The organism is Priestia megaterium, assembly GCF_041941685.1.
In the GTDB taxonomy this organism is placed as follows: domain Bacteria; phylum Bacillota; class Bacilli; order Bacillales; family Bacillaceae_H; genus Priestia; species Priestia megaterium_C.
Genome location: NZ_CP130958.1, coordinates 3,592,931 through 3,612,247 on the forward strand (window position 1 = coordinate 3,592,931; position 19,317 = coordinate 3,612,247).

Sequence of the window (19,317 nt, forward strand, 5' to 3'; positions counted from 1 at the left end):
TACTCATGAGATTCAAAAAATGAACTGTAGTAGGCTATATGGAGACAATTATCTAGTATCTCTTCTTTAAATTATTTTATCTTGACACTATTCTAAAGGCGTGATTAGATATAATTGTTAACTATAAATAAAAATAAGTTGACATATTTTTATTTTCGGTGGTGAAAGTGTATTGTATTGGGAAGAAGATATTAAAAGAGAACTTGCCTATTTAGATGAAATTTTTCAAAAACGGCACCTTGTTGCTACAGAATTCGCTGAACAACCATGGCTTACAGTCAATGGACATAAGATGTTAAACCTTGCCTCTAATAACTATTTAGGCTACGCAGGAGATAAGGGGCTGAAGAAAACAATGAGTGATGCTGTGATGACATATGGAATAGGAGCAACAGCTTCACGCTTAATAGTAGGAAATCACTCTCTTTATGAGAAAGCAGAAAAAGCACTTGTTAATTGGAAAAAAGCTGAGGCAGGACTTATTATCAATAGTGGTTATAATGCAAACCTAGGAATCATCTCAGCCTTGGTTCCGCGTAATGGCTTCATCTTCAGCGATAAGTTAAATCATGCAAGTATCATTGATGGAGCCCTACTGAGCCGTGCAAAACTTCAACGCTATCGCCATAACGATATGAACCACCTAGAAAATTTATTAAAAAAAGTTCCCTTGGAGTCACGGAAGTTAATTGTAACAGATACTGTTTTCAGCATGGATGGTGACTTTGCCAAGCTCGAGGATCTTGTTAAATTAAAAGAGCAGTATAACGCCCTACTAATGGTTGATGAAGCTCACGCAAGCGGTGTATACGGAAAAAATGGTGAAGGATATGCGCATTTTCTTGATCTGCAAGATAAAATTGATATTCAAATGGGAACATTTAGTAAAGCGCTAGGGTCATTTGGAGCTTATGTTACCGGAAAACAGTGGCTCATAGATTATTTAAAAAATAGAATGCGAGGACTCATTTATTCAACTGCTCTTCCCCCTGCTATACTCGGTGCAATAACGGCTGCGATTGAAAAGGTGCAACAAGACACAGAGCGTCGCAAACTTCTTCAACAACATGCACTTTTTTTTAGGAAAGCACTTACATACGAAGGATTTAACACATGCAAAAGTCAATCTCAAATCATTCCAATTTTGACGGGAGAAAACAAAAGAACAATGCAGTTTGCAGAGCGTTTACAGAAAGAAGGAATTGCTGCTATTGCAGTTAGGCCTCCTACTGTTCCTGAGAATAAAGCAAGAATTCGTTTTACTGTAACAGCCGATCATACTCGAGAAGATTTAGATTGGGCCATAAAGAGAATTTCTCTAATTGGAAAAGAAATGAGTGTGATTCAATGAAACCATCGACTATTATAATATTTCCCGGATGGGGAATGGAAAAAGCAGCGTTTCACCCAATCATAAAATCATTGTCTACTATATGTGACGTTTTGTGTACAGACTGGAGAGGTGTAAAAGAACTAAGTGACTTTAGAGAACGAGCAATTCAATTGCTTACTTCCACTCAAGGTACTGTTTATTTAATGGGTTGGTCATTAGGTTCCCTTGTAACGCTTGAACTTGCAAGTTTATACCCTAACAAGATAGAAGGACTCATATTAATTAGCGGAACTAGTCGCTTTACGAGCGACGTGCATAATACATTTGGATGGGAGCAACGCATCGTTGAACGTATGAAAAAACAACTACAGCGTAATAAGGAAAAAACCCTTACTTCATTTTATAACGCTATGTTCACTAAATCTGAAAAAGAAGAAGAATTTCATCATCAATTTATTGAAGTTGTTCAGCGTCATTATCAAGGAGACAGTACGCACTCCCTCCTTACAGGGCTGGATTATTTACTCCAAAAAGATGTTAGAATGCAACTCAATCAAATTCAAACTCCTTGTTTGTTGATCCATGGAAGAGATGATCAAATATGTTTACCTGAGTCTTCTTCTTTCATAGCTGAAAGGATTGGTGGAAATGTCCAGCTGTGCATTCTAGAAAAAGCTGGCCACATTCCTTTTTTTACGAAGCCTCAGCAATGTACGCAACTTATAGAAAAATTTCTCGAAAAGGAGCTCATTTATGATTAATAAGCAACTTTTAAAGAAAAGGTTCAATAATCATGCTAAAACTTATGATGCTTATGCCGATGTACAAAAAAGTATGGCAAACCAATTAATAGACCAGCTTTCCACTAATTTCTTTAACCAGAAAATAACTATTCTTGAAATTGGCTGCGGCACGGGTTATTTAACACAATTATTGTGCAAAAAATTTCCTAAGGCTACTATTACAGCAGTTGATTTGTCATCAGAAATGATGGAGCTAGCAAAGAAAAAAGTAACGGAAGATCGAGTTTCTTTCATATGCGGAGATATCGAGGAACTAAGTATAGAAAGACATTATGACCTTATTATTTCGAATGCAACATTTCAATGGTTTAATAGTCTTTATACGACAATAAAAAAATTGTATAAACAACTTAAGCCTACAGGCAGCCTGCTATTTTCAACCTTTGGTAATCGTACATTTCAAGAGCTTCATTCATGCTACAGTCATGCGAAACAAAAGCTTGATCTTTCCAGTAACAGTTCACCTGGCCAATCGTTTTTTTCTCTTGAAGAGTTGTCTCAAATTTGTGAACAAGCATTAGTTCCATTGAAAGAGCATCCATTTAAACTATCAAAAATGGAGAAACTAGAGGCTCAATACTTTCCAACGGTTCAGGCATTTTTTACTTCAATAAAAAAAATTGGAGCAAGTAACAGTAACGAGGAAAGCTATTGTCAACGCCCTTCGTTTTTTCGTGAATTAATCAATCTATATGAAAATGATTATCGTAATGAGAACGGAATAAAAGTAACCTATCATTGTTTAATATTTAATGTTACAAAAACGAACCAATAGTTAATATACACGTATGAAAAAAAATCCTAATTTGAAAAAATTAGGATTTTTATTTCGCCAATAACGGTGACTATAATAAGTAATTTTATTATTAATGTATATGCATTAATACTGGCTATTTAATCAAACCTAATTTTGCTGCTACGCTATAACCTGATGAGTTAAATTTAAATCGATTACGAAGTTCAATAAGGTTCGGTCCAAAGCTTGACTCTAGGATCTCTCGATGTTTTTTCATCATTTCATAGATATACAAGTCGTGAATGATAACTTCCGTAATTGGCATAACTAATCCCGGATGCATCGTCCAGGCAGCACGGCTGTCCTTACCAAGTGATAGTATACCTGCAACTACCTCTCGATCGTCAGCACTTAGAACAATCCATCGTCCCCCATATTCATTGGTTATTTCTTCGCTTGCATCATGCTGATGAACCTGCGCAAAATCAAATACTAAATCTCCATAAGAAACAATTAAAATTTCTACGCCTCTTTTTGCTGCTGCTTGCAATTCTTCTTTTAGTTCCTGGGCATCTTCTGCCCATATTTCCAATAGAATACGCCCTGTAGCTTCTTTTATAGCTTCCTTTGTACGATTTAGTATAGGCTCATAACCTGTAATGTTCCAGATGTTTTCTCTGTTTAAAGATACATAAGAATAATTTTCGAGAGCTTCTTCAGCTACTTCAAACGAGGATTCAGCTTTACGTTTTTTCAAGTTGATTAATTCATTAGGAGGTAACGGTGTATATAGAGCGGGATTTTCATGACTGATCATGACTTCTCCTCGATCCACTAGTCCCCCTAATACTTCATAAATTTTAGATCTTGGCACTCCAGAATTTAACGAAATAGCATACCCTGAAAGAGGAGATTTTTCTAGTAAAGCTAAATATGCTTTTGCCTCATATTCAGTAAAATTTACATCTTTCAAAATTTTTATTATATCTAGTGTCATGATTGGTCCTCCTTGATAATACCCGGATAAAGTCAATAATTTTAAACTAAGTATACCATTAGTGCCCTTGACAGTTTGGATTAAAAATTATAATTTAATTATAGTCGCTACAAAAGTAGCTACTGTATAGCTTTTAATCCTACTTGGAGGTGTAATAATGGATACAATGATAGCGAAACAACAAGAAAGCTTAAAAATAAGAAAGGTTAGAAGAGGAAATGGTTTATACATAAGTGCTTCGGTAATAGCCGTCCTTTTATGGAGTACATCGTTTGTTGGGACAAAAATAGCCTATACCTCTTTTCCACCCCTTACATTAGGAGCGGCTCGTTTTGTTATAGCTGCTGTTATTTTAGGACTTATTCTCTTAATCAGGAAAGATAAAATAAAGCCTTCATTCAAAGATATAGGGTTAATGTCTATAAGTGGTGTACTAGGTACTACCCTTTATTTTTCTCTGGAGAACATAGGAGTTGAACTAACAACAGCATCTAATGCCGCTATTATTGTAGCGTCGTATCCTGCTATAACGGTTTTAATGGAATTTCTCTTTTTTAGAAAAAAGACATCATGGGTAAAGGCCCTAGGAATTGGAGTAGCGATGATAGGTGTATATCAAATATCCTATAGTCCTGAAATTCAGACAGATGATAAACAATTAATTGGTAATATTATATTAATTGTGGCAGGTTTTATTTTTGCTCTCTACAACTTCACAACTCGTAAAGTTGTCAAAAAATATTCCATGATTACTATCTCTTTTTATCAAACTTTGGCCGGAGCTATCACGTTTATTCCATTAGCCTTTATAGAGAAGTCAAGTTGGCAAACACCAGATATAAGATCATCTCTAACCTTATTGTACCTAGGTGTTTTCTGCTCGGTTATCGCTTTTTTATTATATAATTTTGGATTACGCAAATTATCTTCTAGTTCTGCGATGACGCTAATGAATCTTGTTCCTATTTTTGGTGTGTTATTTTCTGTTCTGCTCCTTAATGAAGTGGTAGGCATAAACCAATTTATTGGTGGAATCATTGTCCTTTTAGGTGTAGTTTTGAGCATGAGGGAAACGAGTAAAAAGCATGTTTTAGAAAATAAGTAAAAAGTATAAACCCAAAAAAAGTCCTCAGTCAAAGTAGGGCTTTTTTATTTCCAATAATATAATAAGAGTTAATGAATACAATGCAAATCTCCAATCTTCTTTTATTATCACAAACGGTTTTACCTTAACTTTACATGGAATAAACGGAGATTATAACCCTTCTTTTCGGTTCTATTTACTACCTGGCCTATTTGTTATATTGATTGGGACTAATTTAGGACTTCGATGGTTTGAGCATCTGCCACGTACACTTATTAAAAAGTTAGTATGTATTATTATCCTGATTTCTGGAGTACTTTTGCTGATTAACAAATAAAGAAGTGAAAGATATGAAAAAAGAATATAAACCATTAAGAGAGCGATGATAAAAAAACACCTAAAAAGAATCCTTTGCTGATAAAAACAAAGGATTTTCAAATTTAAGGAAGTATAGGAAATACGTTATTAGTCTGGCCAGATTTATAGATTCCTATACATACAACTTTAAAAATAAATATTGTAATCGATTCTAATTATATAAAAATCTATCTTTTCCTTAATTCCTATAGTTTGATAAGTAAACGCTAAAGTATTTTATATAGTACTACCTTCTATTTCCTCAATACTTGGAAGTGCTTCAATTGCACCTATTTTTGTACACACAAGCGCTCCAATCCGATTTGCAAATGTGATAATGTCGAGTAACTGCTCAAAATCTTTTTCAATGAATTTGATATCATGTATATTTGATAATTTAAATAAAGTTGCACCTACAAAAGCATCCCCTGCCCCTGTAGAGTCAATTGACATAACAGGAATACTTTTACTAGTTTCTTTTTGCTACTGTTAGATATTAATGTTCCTCTTTTTCCAAGCGTAACCGCTACAATTCTAGCTCCAATATGATGAAGAATATCAACACCTAACTCATGATTCTTAGTGCCTGTGATAATTTCTAATTCCTCCTCACTTACTTTCACAAAATCACTTAAAGAAATAGCCTTCTTAGCTATTGAGATGAAATCAACCAATCTTTCCTTCCATAAATCCCTTCGATAATTAGGGTCAAAAGAAATAAATTTCCCTTTTTCTCTAGCACTGGATATAAGGCTTAAATAAGCTTCACGGAATGGAGAAGTTAACATCGCCGTGGCTGAACCAAAATGAAATATTTTAGCTTTATTTATTTCATTTAGGTCAATGTCATCCATTGTCATAAAAGCGTCAGCTCCCCTATGAAACACAAAGTCTCGCTCACCCTTTTCTTGCAGTGACACAAAGGCTAGAGTAGTTGCTGTTTTCTCATCCCAAGCAAGCATAGAAGTATCTACGTTTAATGAATTTAAGGTTTCTTCTAAAAAGTAACCGAATGGGTCCCTGCCTACTTTCCCACTAAATGATGCATTCCCTCCTAGTTTTGCTATGGTTGCGCATACATTTGCTGGTGCTCCACCGGCACTTTTTAAAAATTTGCGTCCTTCTATTAAATTAGAATCAATTTCGCTACAAAAGAAATCAATCAATAATTCTCCTACACAAACAACTGGAGCATTTTCACTTATACTATTTTGCACTTATATCACACTCATTTACTTAATTTTAAAATTCAATTAACTACTTAGATTTTTTCTCTAAATCCACAATCATTTTCTTGTATGTTTTTTCAGTTAAAGGATAAAAGCATATTATTAATACAGAAAGTAAAATGAAAGTTCCTGGTACTAACGCATTCATATTTTTAATAGCATTTAGGGAAGCTGCGGTTTGTTCTGCATTAGCTACATAACCTGCTATACCCAAATAGATAGCTGAAAATGATCCAGCAAGTGCAACCCCTAACTTATTAGTAAAACTCATTAAGGAAATAACAACGCCATCTGCTCGAACTCCAGTTTTCCATTCAGCATAATCTACACAATCGGCAACCATTCCCCAAGCTAGTGTGTTTAATGGGGTTGTAAAGAATCCTGAAGCAAACAGCCAAAATAAAATTAAACTAACTGAATCAAACGAAGTAAATTGGAGTCCTATATATGAAATAAGCGATACGCTAGCTGATACAATCATTACACTTTTTCTACCCCATTTATCGGAGAATAAAGGAATAAATAAGTTACTGATTAGTGCAGCTCCAAAAAATAAAACAGTGCCCCAGAATACTAATTCTTTTTGATGAACATTGTAAGTAAAATAGTAAACCATTGTACTAAGCTTAATATTAAAACCGATAGCAAATGCCAAGAAAGCTGAAACTAATACTAGTAGCGGCTTGTTTTTAAACAAAACGGATAAAGTTACTTTAAATCCATGTTTTTTACTCTTTTTAGGAACAATGCGCTCTCGTACCGTAAAGAAGCTAAATAGATTTAAAATTATACTTACAACGGCATAGACTATCGCAGTCATTTGGAATCCAAGTTCTTGGTTTCCTCCACCAAGAGCTGTCACAAGAGGTGTTGCGCATGAAATGGAGAGTAGTATTCCTACATAAACCAATATCATACGAGTAGTCGTTAAAACCGTACGTTCCTGAACATTATTGGTAATCCGCCCTGTTAAGCTATTAACTGGAATCGTTTGCATACTAAAAGTCATCCCCAGTAAGATGTAGGTAATGTACATATATATAACATTGCCCGTTAATCCTAAGTTAGGGTTAGTAAAACAAAGAATAGTGAATAAAGCAAAAGGAAGTGAGACCCATAATAAGTATGGTCTCGCTTTTCCCCAGCGGGTATTAGTTTTATCTAAAATAATACCCATTATAGGATCGCAAATAGCATCCAAGACTCGTACTACTAAAAACAAGGTCGCAACAACTGCAGGATGGATACCTCCAACATCAGTGTAATAGAAAAGTAGATAGGCATTAACAAATTGAAAAACAATATTATATGACATATCTCCCAATCCGTATCCAAACCGTTCTAACCAGGACAACCTAGTAGTCGAACTAGATTTGTCTTTATTTTCATTCTCTAATATTTGTGATTGTTCTGCGTTTAACATAGGTAATACCCCCAGAATGCGTTTTCAAAAATATGTTAAGAAAGACAGTAAAAAGTCCATATTATCAACATTAATCTTAAAGAAAAAAACAGATGCGGTTTAGTTGCAATTGTCCTATTTTAACTCCACATCTGAAAATTAAAAGTTCAAGAATCTCGTCATAAATACCAACTAGAAACCTAGCTTTCAAGTCTAATGTTTTTTATTCGTTTGGATACACTATAACTTTTAAACATTCGTTTTTAAAATTCAGCGCTCTCTCCATCGCTTCGCGTGTGTCAGCTAACGCATATCTATCTGTTACAAGATGTTTTGTATCAATTGCACCAGAAGCAAGAAACTTAATTCCCTTTGGATAAGTGTTGGCATAACGGAAAATACCATATATATCAACCTCATTATCAGCAATAAATGGTATATCGAGTGCAATGTCACTTTGAGGAGGCAAACCTACAATTGCTAATTTTCCACCACGACGAAGTGAAGCTAATGAAGATTGTAATGCTTTTGGGTTTCCTGCTGTCTCCCACGCAATGTCAACGCCTATGTTATCAGTAATATTTTTAATTTCATTAAGAGGATCTTGCTCTCTAATATTAATAACATGAGTTGCCCCCATTTGCTTAGCTGCCTCAAGGCGTAGTGGTTCTAAGTCTGTTGCTATTATTGTACTTGCTCCAAATGCTTTCGCTGCGGCCACTGCCATTAGACCTACCGGGCCCATTCCCATAATAGCAATTGTTGACCCCGGCTGAAGTTTTGTTCTAGTCGCTGCGTGAATGCCAACTGAAAAAGGTTCTATTAAGGCAGCATCTTCATAGGAGAGGGAATCTGGGATTGAAAAGACAAAATCCTGACGCATTTTTATATATTGAACGAAAGCACCATCTACCGGCGGTGTTGCTAAAAATTGTACATCAGGACAAAGGTTATATCGTCCTTCCTTGCATGCTTCACAATGTCCACAGGTTACTCCTGGTTCAACAGCTACGCGGTCCCCTACTTTAAACCTTTCAACAGATGATCCAATAGCTACAATTTCACCTGAGCACTCATGTCCAAGGATAAATGGTTTTTCTACTTTGTATTTACCAATTCTACCATGGGTATAATAATGTAAGTCTGAGCCACAAATTCCTACAGCCATTACTTTAATTAAAACTTCATTTTCATCAATTTGTGGTATAGGCAATGTTTCAATACTAATTTCTCTTGTTCCGTGCATGACAGCTGCTTTCATAGTTTTAGGTAAGTTGTTATTCATCAATAATTTCCCTTTCTTTAATAGAATTTCTATATAAATCCACAATGTAAAAATAAGTATGAATTTACTTTTAACTCATAAATTTCTAATGTACTTGATTGTGCCTTAAACATATTTCTATTAATATGTAAGTGCATACATTTTAGAGTTTTTTATTACATAAGCTAATTTTACCTGCTAACATCACACTATTAATAGCCTTTTATACTGTCTAAAAGTACAGTGCTACTGTACTTTTCTTTTTATATACAAACAAAGATATAGCGTTAAAATAAAGCTAATAGGAGGTGTAGGATTCTTATGGCTGAAATTGAAGATCAGAAAACATTTGCAGAACTGTTATCTCTGGGTGTTAAAGAACTAAAACTTCACCCTAATTATAAGATTAAAAGAAAAAAAGGCGAAGATAGCTCACTGGGACAATCTTATATAGCTAACATCGCAAATGAACTAGGTGTATCTCCCAATACAATTAAAAGTTGGATAGGTCAGATGGGATTAAAATATATTCCTGGTCGTATTGACGATGGAAAGCTTTTCGGCATCATATGGATAATACTAAAAAAAACGGATATAGATATAAGTTGGTTCTTAGAACTATTGGAAACAACTTCTATACCCATTCTTAAACCTGCTTTACCTGCTTGGGTGTCTTCGTGTCTGGAGAAGGCGAAAATATTAGGAGTAGACAACTCATTTGGTGGACCCCTTAATAAAGACATTGAGGAAGTAGTAAAAAAAATATTTCATAATAAACTTCAGACTGAAGTTGCTACTCCAAAGAAACATTTTACAATACATAACTTACCAACACGCTGGTCAGGCATTTTTATTGGAAGACACATTGACCTAGAGGCAATTCGTCAGTGGGTAATTTCCCCTTCTCCATTATGTTTAGTTGCCGGATGGGCTGGTATTGGAAAAACAACCGTTGCTCTTGAAGTAGCATACGCATGTGTTCAGGAGCATTATAAGGAAATAGAAAACCTTGAAATAGATTGGCCAAAATTCAACTCTATAATATGGTTTAGTGCCGATTGGAAAGGACTAACCTTTAGTGACTTTCTAAATACAATTGCTTACCAACTTGGACGGATAGAACAAATAAACCGATCAATTGATGAAAAACGTTTTGTGGTGCGTAATGCACTGGCTAATTATGCAAAAGAAGAATCCGTATTACTTGTGATTGATAGCATCGATACAGCTGAAAGTGAAATTTATGAATTTATTACTAATCTTCCACAAGGCGTTAAAGTATTACTCACATCTCGTGAGAATCTACAACAAAAATATAGAAACAACTTTAGAGATATGGTAACCATTCAACTAAAGGGTCTGGAAAAAGATGACGCTCTTAACTATCTTTCTTATGAAGTGCAGCAACATATGAAAATGTCTAATTCTTCAAATAAACAAGAACAAATGAAACAGCTATTAAACAGCCCTCGTGAAATTCGCGAAGAGCTAATTTCAGCTACTGCTGGAAATCCTAAAGCTATCGCTCTCAGTATAGCTTATATTGCAGATGATGACATTCCTGCTCAGCAACTCATTGAGGAACTAGGTAAAGCAGGTTACTCTCTGTTAGAGTTATTTGATTTTCTTTTCGGACGCACGTGGGAGCGATGTAATGAGAACACTTTACTTTTATGGAAAGTGCTATGTTTTTTCAGTAAACCTCCTGATGAAGAGAGTTGGGCGACAGTGGCTGGACTAGATGCTCGAAGATTCCATTTTGCTGTTGATCAAATGAAACTATTTGCACTTATTCAAGGAGAACGTATAGAAGGAAAAATCCATTATCTAGGTCATCAAACCGTAGTAACATATGGTGAACAACGATTGTTAGAAGATAAACAGTTCGAAAATATAGCACGTAAGCGTTGGAGCCAATACTATATCGAGTATTTAGACAACCATTTAAAACGAGATCTTCCTGATTCTATTTATTGGAGTTATTTGCTTGGTCGTGATTTAGAGGAAATCAAGAAAGAATGGCCAAATATACTCAAGGTTATAAAATGGGCAAACGAATCCGATCAAAAAGAGCTTTTAATTGAACTTGTATTTCGCATAAGCCATTTTCTAAGTCGAATTAATTTACCTTTAAGGATTAAATATGGAAAAATAGCAGCTGATTATGCAAAACAACTTAGAAAACATACCCATGAAGCATTTTTTCGAATCGACACATTGGGGTGGGCCCTGATGGAGGTCAATAACCTAGATGATTCCCTACTACAAATAGATTCCGGTTTAAAGACACTAGATCAGTTAAGCTCAGACAATTCTGATGTTTACGATTTGAAAGCTTGGGGACTTGCCTTAAAAGCAAGGCTTTTTTTAAAGAAGAATAATCCTAAGAAAGCAGAACGTATTCTTAAAGAAGTTAGGGAGATTTCTACTACACCAGTTATTCAGCATAGAATCTTGCTAGTACGCGGTGATTTGTTTATGCTGTATAAAAATTATGAAGCAGCCATCCGGTTATATGAAGAAGCTAATGAAATCAGTTTAATCTATGGAGGAGAAAAGACCATTGAAGCTTACTTCAATTTAGGAGTAGCTTACGTCATTTGCGGTAAGCTTGAGGAAGCAGAAAAATGCTTTAATAGCCTTCTTTATCAAAAAGATAAAGCCAACCAAATTGAATTAATATATTACCACTATGGGATGGCCCAATTGTTATTACGAAACGGAGAGAATATGAAGGCTTTACAATCAAGCCAAAAAGCTATCAACCTTATCGATTCTTGGGGACCAACCATTAGTATTCGAAAAGAAGTAGAAGAATTCAATGACGTCATTAAACATAATATTTGAAAGAATTAAATAGCAAAAAGCCACTTGAATGAAACGAGTGGCCTTTTGTTTGTATATGATATTTTATTTCCTGCTTTTATCTTTTTATAGCGGTTCATCTTCAAAACTAATAGGACATCTGCTCTGTTGAATTTCACTTTATTCCTTATTACATATTTTTTATAAGTTTAAGTTTAATCACTTTATATGTAAAAGATAAGCAACACTGTGGTAGCTAATTATGTATGAAATATACATACGTCTTCATAAGAATTTTAATATATAATTGAGGTTAAAAAGAATTATTTCAGGAAGAGGAAAATGTGTGAAACGTAGTCGGTTGTTGCTTTTATCGTTAATTAGTAGTTTATTAGTTATTTTAGTATCGTTGTTTCAGTGGGATCTGGTTGATATGATAACAGAATTTTTAATGTTACCTGTTTGGTTATGTGTATATGCTTTCTTTATCATAATAACTGTATGGACATTGATTCATCTTTTTAAAAATAGAAAGTGGCAGCCGTTTGTTATTCAGCTCATTACTGTGGCATTATGGTTCTTCTTTCCCTTTAATCAAGTCAACTTGGATTTGAACTTTAAAATCCATCAAGATAAAAGAGAAGAGGTTACAGCTAAAATAGAAAATGGTGTAATTAAACCTAATGTATCTGATAGTCCATCACTTATTCAATTACCTAAAGAGTATACTCAATTGTCTAAAGGTGGAGGCGACATCTTAGTAGAAACAAAAGGAAAGACTAAATCCATTCTTTTCTTTACATACCGTGGGATGCTAGACAATTTTTCTGGATTTGTATATGACCCAAACGATCATAAACCTTCAAAAGGCGATTTTGATGGAGATTTTAAACAAATAGAAAAAGTACACAAAAACTGGTATTATGTATCTTCTTATTAAAAATAGTTAAAGCTTTTGTTTATAAATTGGCCCCCAATCGTTAGACACAGCCTAACAATTTGGGGCCAGTATTTAATCTTTATCCTTATTCATTGATTTAAGCTATTAAATCCATTTTCTTATTTTTTCATAGTAAGTGGAGACCCACTCTTAGTCCCTCTTCTTCTATTAATTCAAGCTCTCTACACGGTTAAAGTAAGCATGTTCAAGAATTTGCATATAATCAGTCTCGGTAATTAAACGGACGTTACTTGATGTTGAGTTATTTTGCATGGCCAACCTTACAATGCTCGGAAAGTCTTCTTTCTTTACACCCTCTAAATCTTTCAATTTAGGAATGTTTAATGATTCTGTTAATTCTATAATTCCTTGAATTAATTTTTCAACAGCTATTTCATCTGAATCTGAATCCTTGGCAAAGCTCATATACCTTGCTAATGTCGCATGTAGTTGCTTATTCTCCATAGAATTGAACCTTAATACATATGGTAAAAATACTGCATTGGCAACTCCATGCGGGGTATCATAAAGTCCTCCAAGCGCTTCTGCTAAGCAGTGTACTGAGGCAACATCTGCAGATCCAAAACAAAGGCCTGCTAAGAGACTTCCTTCCAGCATATCTTGACGAGCCGCTTCATTTTTACCATCACGGAAAACGATAGGCAATGCCGAAACAATGGTTCTCATTGCTTGAGCTCCGAGCGCTTGTGAAATAGGATTTGTTACTTTACATGTATAACCTTCAATCGCATGAACGAGTGCATCAATACCAGTAGCAGCAGTAACAGAAGGAGGAAGACTTAATGTTAGTTCAGGATCAAGAATCGCCAAGACAGGTCTTAATGAACTATGTTTGAGTGTCATTTTTCGATGTGTAGACGCCTCGGTAATTACAGCAGAACGAGTAACTTCTGATCCTGTACCTGAAGTAGTTGGAATACAAATAACTGGTGCAATGTTTGAATACAGGAGTTGGCCGTCTGCATAGTCAGATGGTATCCCGCCGTTTGGCCCGCATAGTGCAATAGCTTTTCCTGTATCCATTGCACTTCCGCCACCAATGGCAACAACTGCATCTGCACCAAAGTCACGAAATAATTTTGCACCTTCCAAGCAATTCTTATCTCGCGGATTTTGTTCAATGGAATCGAATAACAATACTCGATAACCAGAAGCCTCCAGGGCCGTTATAATTGGTGAAACTAGTCCTGTACGGACCACACCTGGATCACTCACAATTAAAATGGATGAACCAATATTTAGGGATTTTAGCATTTCTGGTAATTCTTTAGCTTTTCCCATCCCTACCTCAATTTGAGTAGAACAAAAATAGTTATAGGATTTCATTTATACCCCTCCCATTGTCTAAAATCAAATACATATCTTAATTAAATTTTAACCTTCTCTACAATTAGTAGATTCAACTGTTAGGCTGCAGGTAACTTATACTTATGGTGGTTTAGGCAATACACATACAGTATAGTAATGTAGTAGAGAACATAAATAAACTATATGTATATCCAACAAACTTCTTATCATATATAATACAAGTCCGGCCCCAATCATTACAGATGAATATTTAGATTGTTATTATCTAAAAAACTGATTAGTAATCTCTATAATATGTAATCAATTTATTTATGCAAACCAATCTTGTTGTTCAGTAAAAATAGATCCAAATACTAATTCCCTTAATTATCTAGTATTACTTCTCTAGTTACATCTAAAAAAGCACTCAAAGCTGGAGATACCCATTTGTCTTTATGCCAGACCAGCTGAGTTACGATTGGAAACTCTGGACCTTTCCATCTTAATACACCCATACTACCTTCCTCTATTTCCTTCTCCACTGCTAGCTTAGGTAGTGCTGCTATTCCAATGCCAGCTATTACACATTTTTTGATGGCTTCTATATCACCAAATTCAAGATCACATAACGGTTGAACGGCTGCATCAACAAGTGATGCTTCAAATATATTTCGATAATCGCATTTCTCAGTAAAAAGCAGCGACTGACCATCTAGGTCCGCGGGTCTTACTTCAGATTTATCGGCTAAAGGATGATTCGGCGGACTTACTATAACAATAGGTTCCGCGACAAGCTGCTCGGCAATCAGCTTGTCTGAGTTAATCCGAGTCATAGATATTAAAACAGCATCTATGAGACCTTGAGCAAGTAAATCCTCAAAATCATTTTCAGAAATTCCAGGTCGAAAAATCATTTTTACCTTTGGAAAACGAGCTTGAAATAGTTTCAGCAAAGCTGGTAAGCGATAGGTGCATTGGGTTTCTGAAGCACATATTGTTAACGTCCCACTAGGCTCTTCACTCCCACCTACAGTCTCCTTTGCCTCTTCGGTTAAATCAAGCACCTTGTCCGTATATAGCTTAAAGCGCTTGCCAGCTTCAGTTAAGATAACTCGTTTTCCTAACCGGTCAAAAAGTTGTACAGCAAGTTCTTCCTCAAGAGATTTAATCTGAGCTGTTACACTTGATTGAGCATAGTGAAGGATTTCAGCTGTTCGAGTAAAGTTTAATTCTCGAGCAGCAATTTGAAAAATTTTTAACTGTTTGAGTTCCATAGTTTTCTCTCCTAAATCATTTTCACCAATAATAATAATATTCTAAATATATCATTTCGCTCATGCTGCTTGTAAGCGTAATGTCTTTCATTACTCGCTTCTCAGAGGAACGTTTGCATATCAAGAATGTATGATGCAAAGCTGCTTATTCCGGAAAAAGAACCCTTGACAGTGAACAAGACTGATCTAAGGGTTCTTCTACTTGATTGGTTCCTTTAAAAGTGATTATAGTAACTAAGATTGGACACGATATACAGAGTGAAAACAGAAAAGACCTACCTCTTTCCAGTCAAAAAAGGTAGGTTTTTCTGTTTCACGACTTTATCTAATGATACCTTATGGCAGCTTGAATAGTTTGCTCAAATTATAAAAACATATTCAATTCTGAAAAGCAAAAAACAGGATCCATTTTTCTCTAATCTAAGGTGATTCCTTCTGATAAACCCTATTACGTTATTCCGATGTAATAGAAGAAGGATTTTACTTTTTAAGATAGAATAGTTTCTTAAAGAGTCATAAAGGAGTTGATTTCATGTCTAAACAAATAAAAGATAGAAAAGAAATAAAGCTTTTGGATTCTCAAATTTATTTATGTGATGAAATTAGAAAGTTGTTGAAGAAAAAAGAAAAAAGAAGTCTAGCCTTTGAACAAGAGTATACAGAACATGATATATTACACAAAACGCTTTCGTTTATACTGAGTATAGGTTGGATGGCATGAGTGGCTGTCATAGTATTTAGCGTAGGCGGGGCTGATACGAGGGAACAGGACATAGAAGAAATGTCTTTTTTGTTTGGGCAACATTTCTTAGAAACTAGGAAATGTTATAAAATGCTTTCAAACGCTTTTTTTTACTTAGTATACCCTATCCAATCTGGAAATTGAAAAAGACCACCTCTTCCCAGTTAAAAGAGGTAGCTTTTTTAAAAAATTGAATTAACAGTAGTTGTTAGATAATGCTTTATTGCATCTTGAGTAGTTTGCTTAATTTAATAAACTGTATTCGTAGACAACATATTCACCGCTTTTTCTAACAGTAAAATATCTTCTTCAACCATTCTTTTCACATCGTCGAGATCAAGTTGAATATATTCTTCTTTTAAACGTTCTAATTCCCTGACGAACAGGGATCCCGTATAGTACCTATAATTTGTCACTAATATTTATCCCCTTTGTGTGCTCTTAATATATGTAATTCCCCTTTATTTAGATTAACAACCAATAAAAGCAAGATTTATAAAAAAATAATCCTTCCCTGATGTAGGCAAAGGATTTTTAACTTTATTAGAATGGGGAAAATACGTTATTGATGTGGCCAGATTTGTAGTTTCATATACATACAACGTTTTATCGTTCTACTTTGATGTTAAATCAAATTTATCTTCTTTACCGTTCCATTTTATTGTCACATGAAAAGGAGCGTTGCTGCTTTGAGTTGAACACCCGCTGCAGCTCCCATTTAAATTAATTTTCCCTTCTGTCTCGTCATCTGTACCTGATAATTTGCTTGTTTCCCCTTCCACAACATAAGAAACTTTTCCTACTTTCTCCTTGTCTTTTCCTTTATAGATGATACTGCCTTGCCCGTTTTGAGTATTCTCTCCTTTATTTAAAAGATATAAAGCTTTCCAATGATCTCCTTCACCTTCGAAACGCACACTTTCTTCTTTGCTACCACAGCTACCCCATACTAATAAAAAAATAGATATAAGTCCTAAAAACCAAAACTTCCTTTTCAATTTAAATCCTCCTACATGGTAAAAAAGCACCCAACTTATCCTATTAGATGATTTTTTGTTATGATCTGTTCTTTTTTTCAAGTAACTTAATTAATCTATTATTTTGTTTCACTATCGTTCTTAGCTTAGCTTCTAACGAACATAACGTGACAAAGACGGCTATAAATCCTATAATGACAAAAAACATATTAGCTAATATCCCCTATACATCATTTTATTTTCGAATTAATATCCATATAATAACATTTTTTTCTATATTTTATATTCTAATTTGTATACATTCTTAGTTAAGGTACTGCAGGAATAAAAAAGAACAACCATAACGGTTGCTCTTTTAAAGTATCGTTTTTATAGCTAGATACACTGCAGCAATCGATGCAAGAACGATAAGTACATTTAAAATACGATGTTGAGTAGCTAAGTGGCCTCGCTTCATTTCTGCACGAGTCAATGGTTTCTTTTCATCGTGATTTCCACTCACTATGTTACATCTCCCATCTTATTTAGTTATTGGTTCCACTAATTTAAGCAATAAGCTGATCTTTATTAGCTGCTTCTTCTTTTTTTGTTTTCCCTCTGCATAAGATATAAAAAACACTAAAAGTAATGATCGACCAAATAAGGTTCGCTCCTGGTTCAGTGTTAGCTACCTTAAACAAACTTGGGATAGATCCGAAAACAGAATCGTCCGTTGTAAGGAACAAAGCCAGAAACATATTATTTGCTGCATGTGCTCCAATGGTAATTTCTAAACTTTTTGTTTGAATGGCGATATATGTAAGAGCAAAACCAGCTACAATGTAATCCAGTCCGACTAATATAATGGATTTATTCATTTCAGGATTAGCAAAATGTCCTATTGAAAACATTAATCCAACAATCATAGCAAGTAAAATAGGGCGTTTCACTTTCTTGCTCACCCATTGGAGAAGAAGCCCCCTAAACAACAGCTCCTCCGTTGTTGTTTGAATAGGTACTAATAAAAGCGTAATAAGAATTAAGAAAACATACTCTTTCAAACTTACATGATTCCATGAATAATCCGAATGGTTAAACACGACATCAATTACTTGCCCAACCATTAATAACAGGCTGAAAGCTCCAAAGGACCATATTATTTTCTTCCAGTTCACACGTTTGTTAGAGGTTATTAATGATTTCATTTTTCTTTTATGAATGAAACGAATTCCGATCCACAAACCAAAAATCCAACATATGTATACAATATGAGATAACAGAAAATCAAGATTAGCATTGATTCCTACAGCAACTCCGCTATCAAAATCAAAGTATGATTTTCCACTTTCATCAGCTGATACCATAACCATGTCAGCGATAATATAAATAATCGACCCTAATAGCATGAACGTAGAAGCCAGTATCGTTGTGCTCAAATAACGCTGCCAGCCATTTTTTCCTTCTTCCACATCTAGATAGTTCTTCATTTTATTCTTACTCCCTCAGCGTTCTCTTCTCAATCAAATATTTCTTCTCTACTTCGTTTTCGTCCAAACAATGTATAAACTTATTAGAACGAGAAGCCCTGTACATATTTTAAATACCGCTTGTTTTTGCTTTTTACCGCTAAGGTAGCTCTTTTCAAATGACGCTGCCTTTAGAGATAAATTCAAAGAGAATGCCAAAGCCAGTAAAGCATCACCGTATTTATCCCTTGATTCTTCACACAGAATTCCTTCTAATTTTCTTACTTAGCGTCATAAAAGCCGTTAAAAAACAGCTTTTTCTGAAAGAAGACTAGACAGCAAATCCTCTTGAACCGTTATATGTTGCTCATATGTGCCCGCATACACATAATTTTGAAGAAAGTACTTGCTACTCAAGAATATATATCCTAAAACAACTAAAATAAATATTTTTTTCAACATTTTCCTCACCTTTTTATTCAAACTTTTACCCTCATGGCTGTTACCACAACACCTAAGAGTTTATCCATAAACAACTTTTTCAGTTTTTAAATTAGCAATCAACTCATATAACACCATAAAAATGTATATAAGTTACAATAGTATTACATTATCATTACA

At 34.6% G+C, this 19,317-nt stretch carries 16 protein-coding genes and 1 pseudogene; 7 read left to right on the forward strand and 10 right to left on the reverse strand.

Annotated features, from left to right (window positions below; all coding sequences use genetic code 11):
• The first annotated feature begins 172 nt into the window (after positions 1–172).
• Genes bioF through bioC form a run of 3 tightly spaced genes read left to right on the forward strand, consistent with a single transcriptional unit; the run spans position 173 to position 2,911 of the window.
• On the forward strand, positions 173–1,351 hold the full coding sequence (gene bioF / locus Q5794_RS19040) for an 8-amino-7-oxononanoate synthase (protein WP_214987276.1): 1,179 nt from the start codon (positions 173–175) through the stop codon (positions 1,349–1,351).
• Positions 1,348–2,094, forward strand: a complete 747-nt coding sequence (locus Q5794_RS19045; RefSeq protein WP_374988311.1) for an alpha/beta fold hydrolase — start codon at positions 1,348–1,350, stop codon at positions 2,092–2,094. Before bioF ends, Q5794_RS19045 begins: the two co-directional genes overlap by 4 nt.
• A complete protein-coding gene (gene bioC / locus Q5794_RS19050) occupies positions 2,087–2,911 on the forward strand; it encodes a malonyl-ACP O-methyltransferase BioC (RefSeq protein ID WP_268575160.1) in 825 nt (274 codons plus the stop codon). Before Q5794_RS19045 ends, bioC begins: the two co-directional genes overlap by 8 nt.
• Before the next feature lie 115 nt (positions 2,912–3,026).
• Here the strand turns inward: bioC and Q5794_RS19055 are convergent, their stop codons facing one another.
• Positions 3,027–3,869 (reverse strand): TrmB family transcriptional regulator, encoded by an 843-nt coding sequence (locus tag Q5794_RS19055; RefSeq protein WP_013084386.1) that lies wholly within the window; start codon positions 3,867–3,869, stop codon positions 3,027–3,029.
• Between the two features lie 157 nt (positions 3,870–4,026).
• On the opposite strand from Q5794_RS19055, the gene Q5794_RS19060 reads away from it, so the two are divergent.
• Positions 4,027–4,974, forward strand: a complete 948-nt coding sequence (locus Q5794_RS19060; protein ID WP_214987279.1) for a DMT family transporter — start codon at positions 4,027–4,029, stop codon at positions 4,972–4,974.
• A 573-nt stretch (positions 4,975–5,547) separates the two neighbouring features.
• On the opposite strand, the pseudogene Q5794_RS19065 reads toward Q5794_RS19060, so the two are convergent.
• The 3 genes and pseudogenes from Q5794_RS19065 to Q5794_RS19075 form a co-directional block, all read right to left on the reverse strand.
• A pseudogene (locus tag Q5794_RS19065) lies at positions 5,548–6,527 on the reverse strand (carbohydrate kinase).
• Positions 6,528–6,567: 40 nt separating this feature from the next.
• Positions 6,568–7,962: an MFS transporter gene (locus Q5794_RS19070; RefSeq protein WP_057234332.1), complete on the reverse strand. Its 1,395-nt coding sequence runs from the start codon at positions 7,960–7,962 to the stop codon at positions 6,568–6,570.
• A 202-nt stretch (positions 7,963–8,164) separates the two neighbouring features.
• The gene (locus tag Q5794_RS19075; protein WP_214987281.1) at positions 8,165–9,226 is read right to left on the reverse strand and encodes an NAD(P)-dependent alcohol dehydrogenase; all 1,062 of its coding nucleotides are present in this window, start codon (positions 9,224–9,226) and stop codon (positions 8,165–8,167) included.
• 300 nt (positions 9,227–9,526) lie between these two features.
• Between Q5794_RS19075 and Q5794_RS19080 the strand changes: the two genes are divergently transcribed.
• Positions 9,527–12,052: an NB-ARC domain-containing protein gene (locus Q5794_RS19080; protein ID WP_374988312.1), complete on the forward strand. Its 2,526-nt coding sequence runs from the start codon at positions 9,527–9,529 to the stop codon at positions 12,050–12,052.
• 304 nt (positions 12,053–12,356) lie between these two features.
• Positions 12,357–12,950: a hypothetical protein gene (locus Q5794_RS19085; RefSeq protein WP_057234327.1), complete on the forward strand. Its 594-nt coding sequence runs from the start codon at positions 12,357–12,359 to the stop codon at positions 12,948–12,950.
• A gap of 168 nt (positions 12,951–13,118) precedes the next feature.
• Here the strand turns inward: Q5794_RS19085 and Q5794_RS19090 are convergent, their stop codons facing one another.
• Positions 13,119–14,297, reverse strand: coding sequence for an iron-containing alcohol dehydrogenase (locus Q5794_RS19090; protein WP_214987283.1), 1,179 nt, complete (start codon positions 14,295–14,297; stop codon positions 13,119–13,121).
• A gap of 344 nt (positions 14,298–14,641) precedes the next feature.
• Entirely contained in the window at positions 14,642–15,532 is an 891-nt protein-coding gene (locus Q5794_RS19095; RefSeq protein WP_374988313.1) for a LysR family transcriptional regulator, read from the reverse strand.
• A gap of 532 nt (positions 15,533–16,064) precedes the next feature.
• Here Q5794_RS19095 and Q5794_RS19100 point away from each other — a divergent pair.
• Positions 16,065–16,253 carry a hypothetical protein gene (locus Q5794_RS19100; protein ID WP_374988314.1) on the forward strand — a complete coding sequence of 63 codons (189 nt, stop codon included), beginning with the start codon at positions 16,065–16,067 and terminating at the stop codon, positions 16,251–16,253.
• A gap of 269 nt (positions 16,254–16,522) precedes the next feature.
• Here Q5794_RS19100 and Q5794_RS19105 read toward each other — a convergent pair whose 3' ends face one another.
• The 4 genes from Q5794_RS19105 to Q5794_RS19120 form a co-directional block, all read right to left on the reverse strand.
• Positions 16,523–16,690, reverse strand: coding sequence for a hypothetical protein (locus Q5794_RS19105; RefSeq protein WP_153252171.1), 168 nt, complete (start codon positions 16,688–16,690; stop codon positions 16,523–16,525).
• A 198-nt stretch (positions 16,691–16,888) separates the two neighbouring features.
• The gene (locus tag Q5794_RS19110; RefSeq protein WP_374988315.1) at positions 16,889–17,272 is read right to left on the reverse strand and encodes a hypothetical protein; all 384 of its coding nucleotides are present in this window, start codon (positions 17,270–17,272) and stop codon (positions 16,889–16,891) included.
• 334 nt (positions 17,273–17,606) lie between these two features.
• Entirely contained in the window at positions 17,607–17,753 is a 147-nt protein-coding gene (locus Q5794_RS19115; protein ID WP_165351634.1) for a hypothetical protein, read from the reverse strand.
• 43 nt (positions 17,754–17,796) lie between these two features.
• Positions 17,797–18,717, reverse strand: a complete 921-nt coding sequence (locus Q5794_RS19120; RefSeq protein WP_374988316.1) for a lysostaphin resistance A-like protein — start codon at positions 18,715–18,717, stop codon at positions 17,797–17,799.
• Between the last annotated feature and the right edge of the window lie 600 nt (positions 18,718–19,317).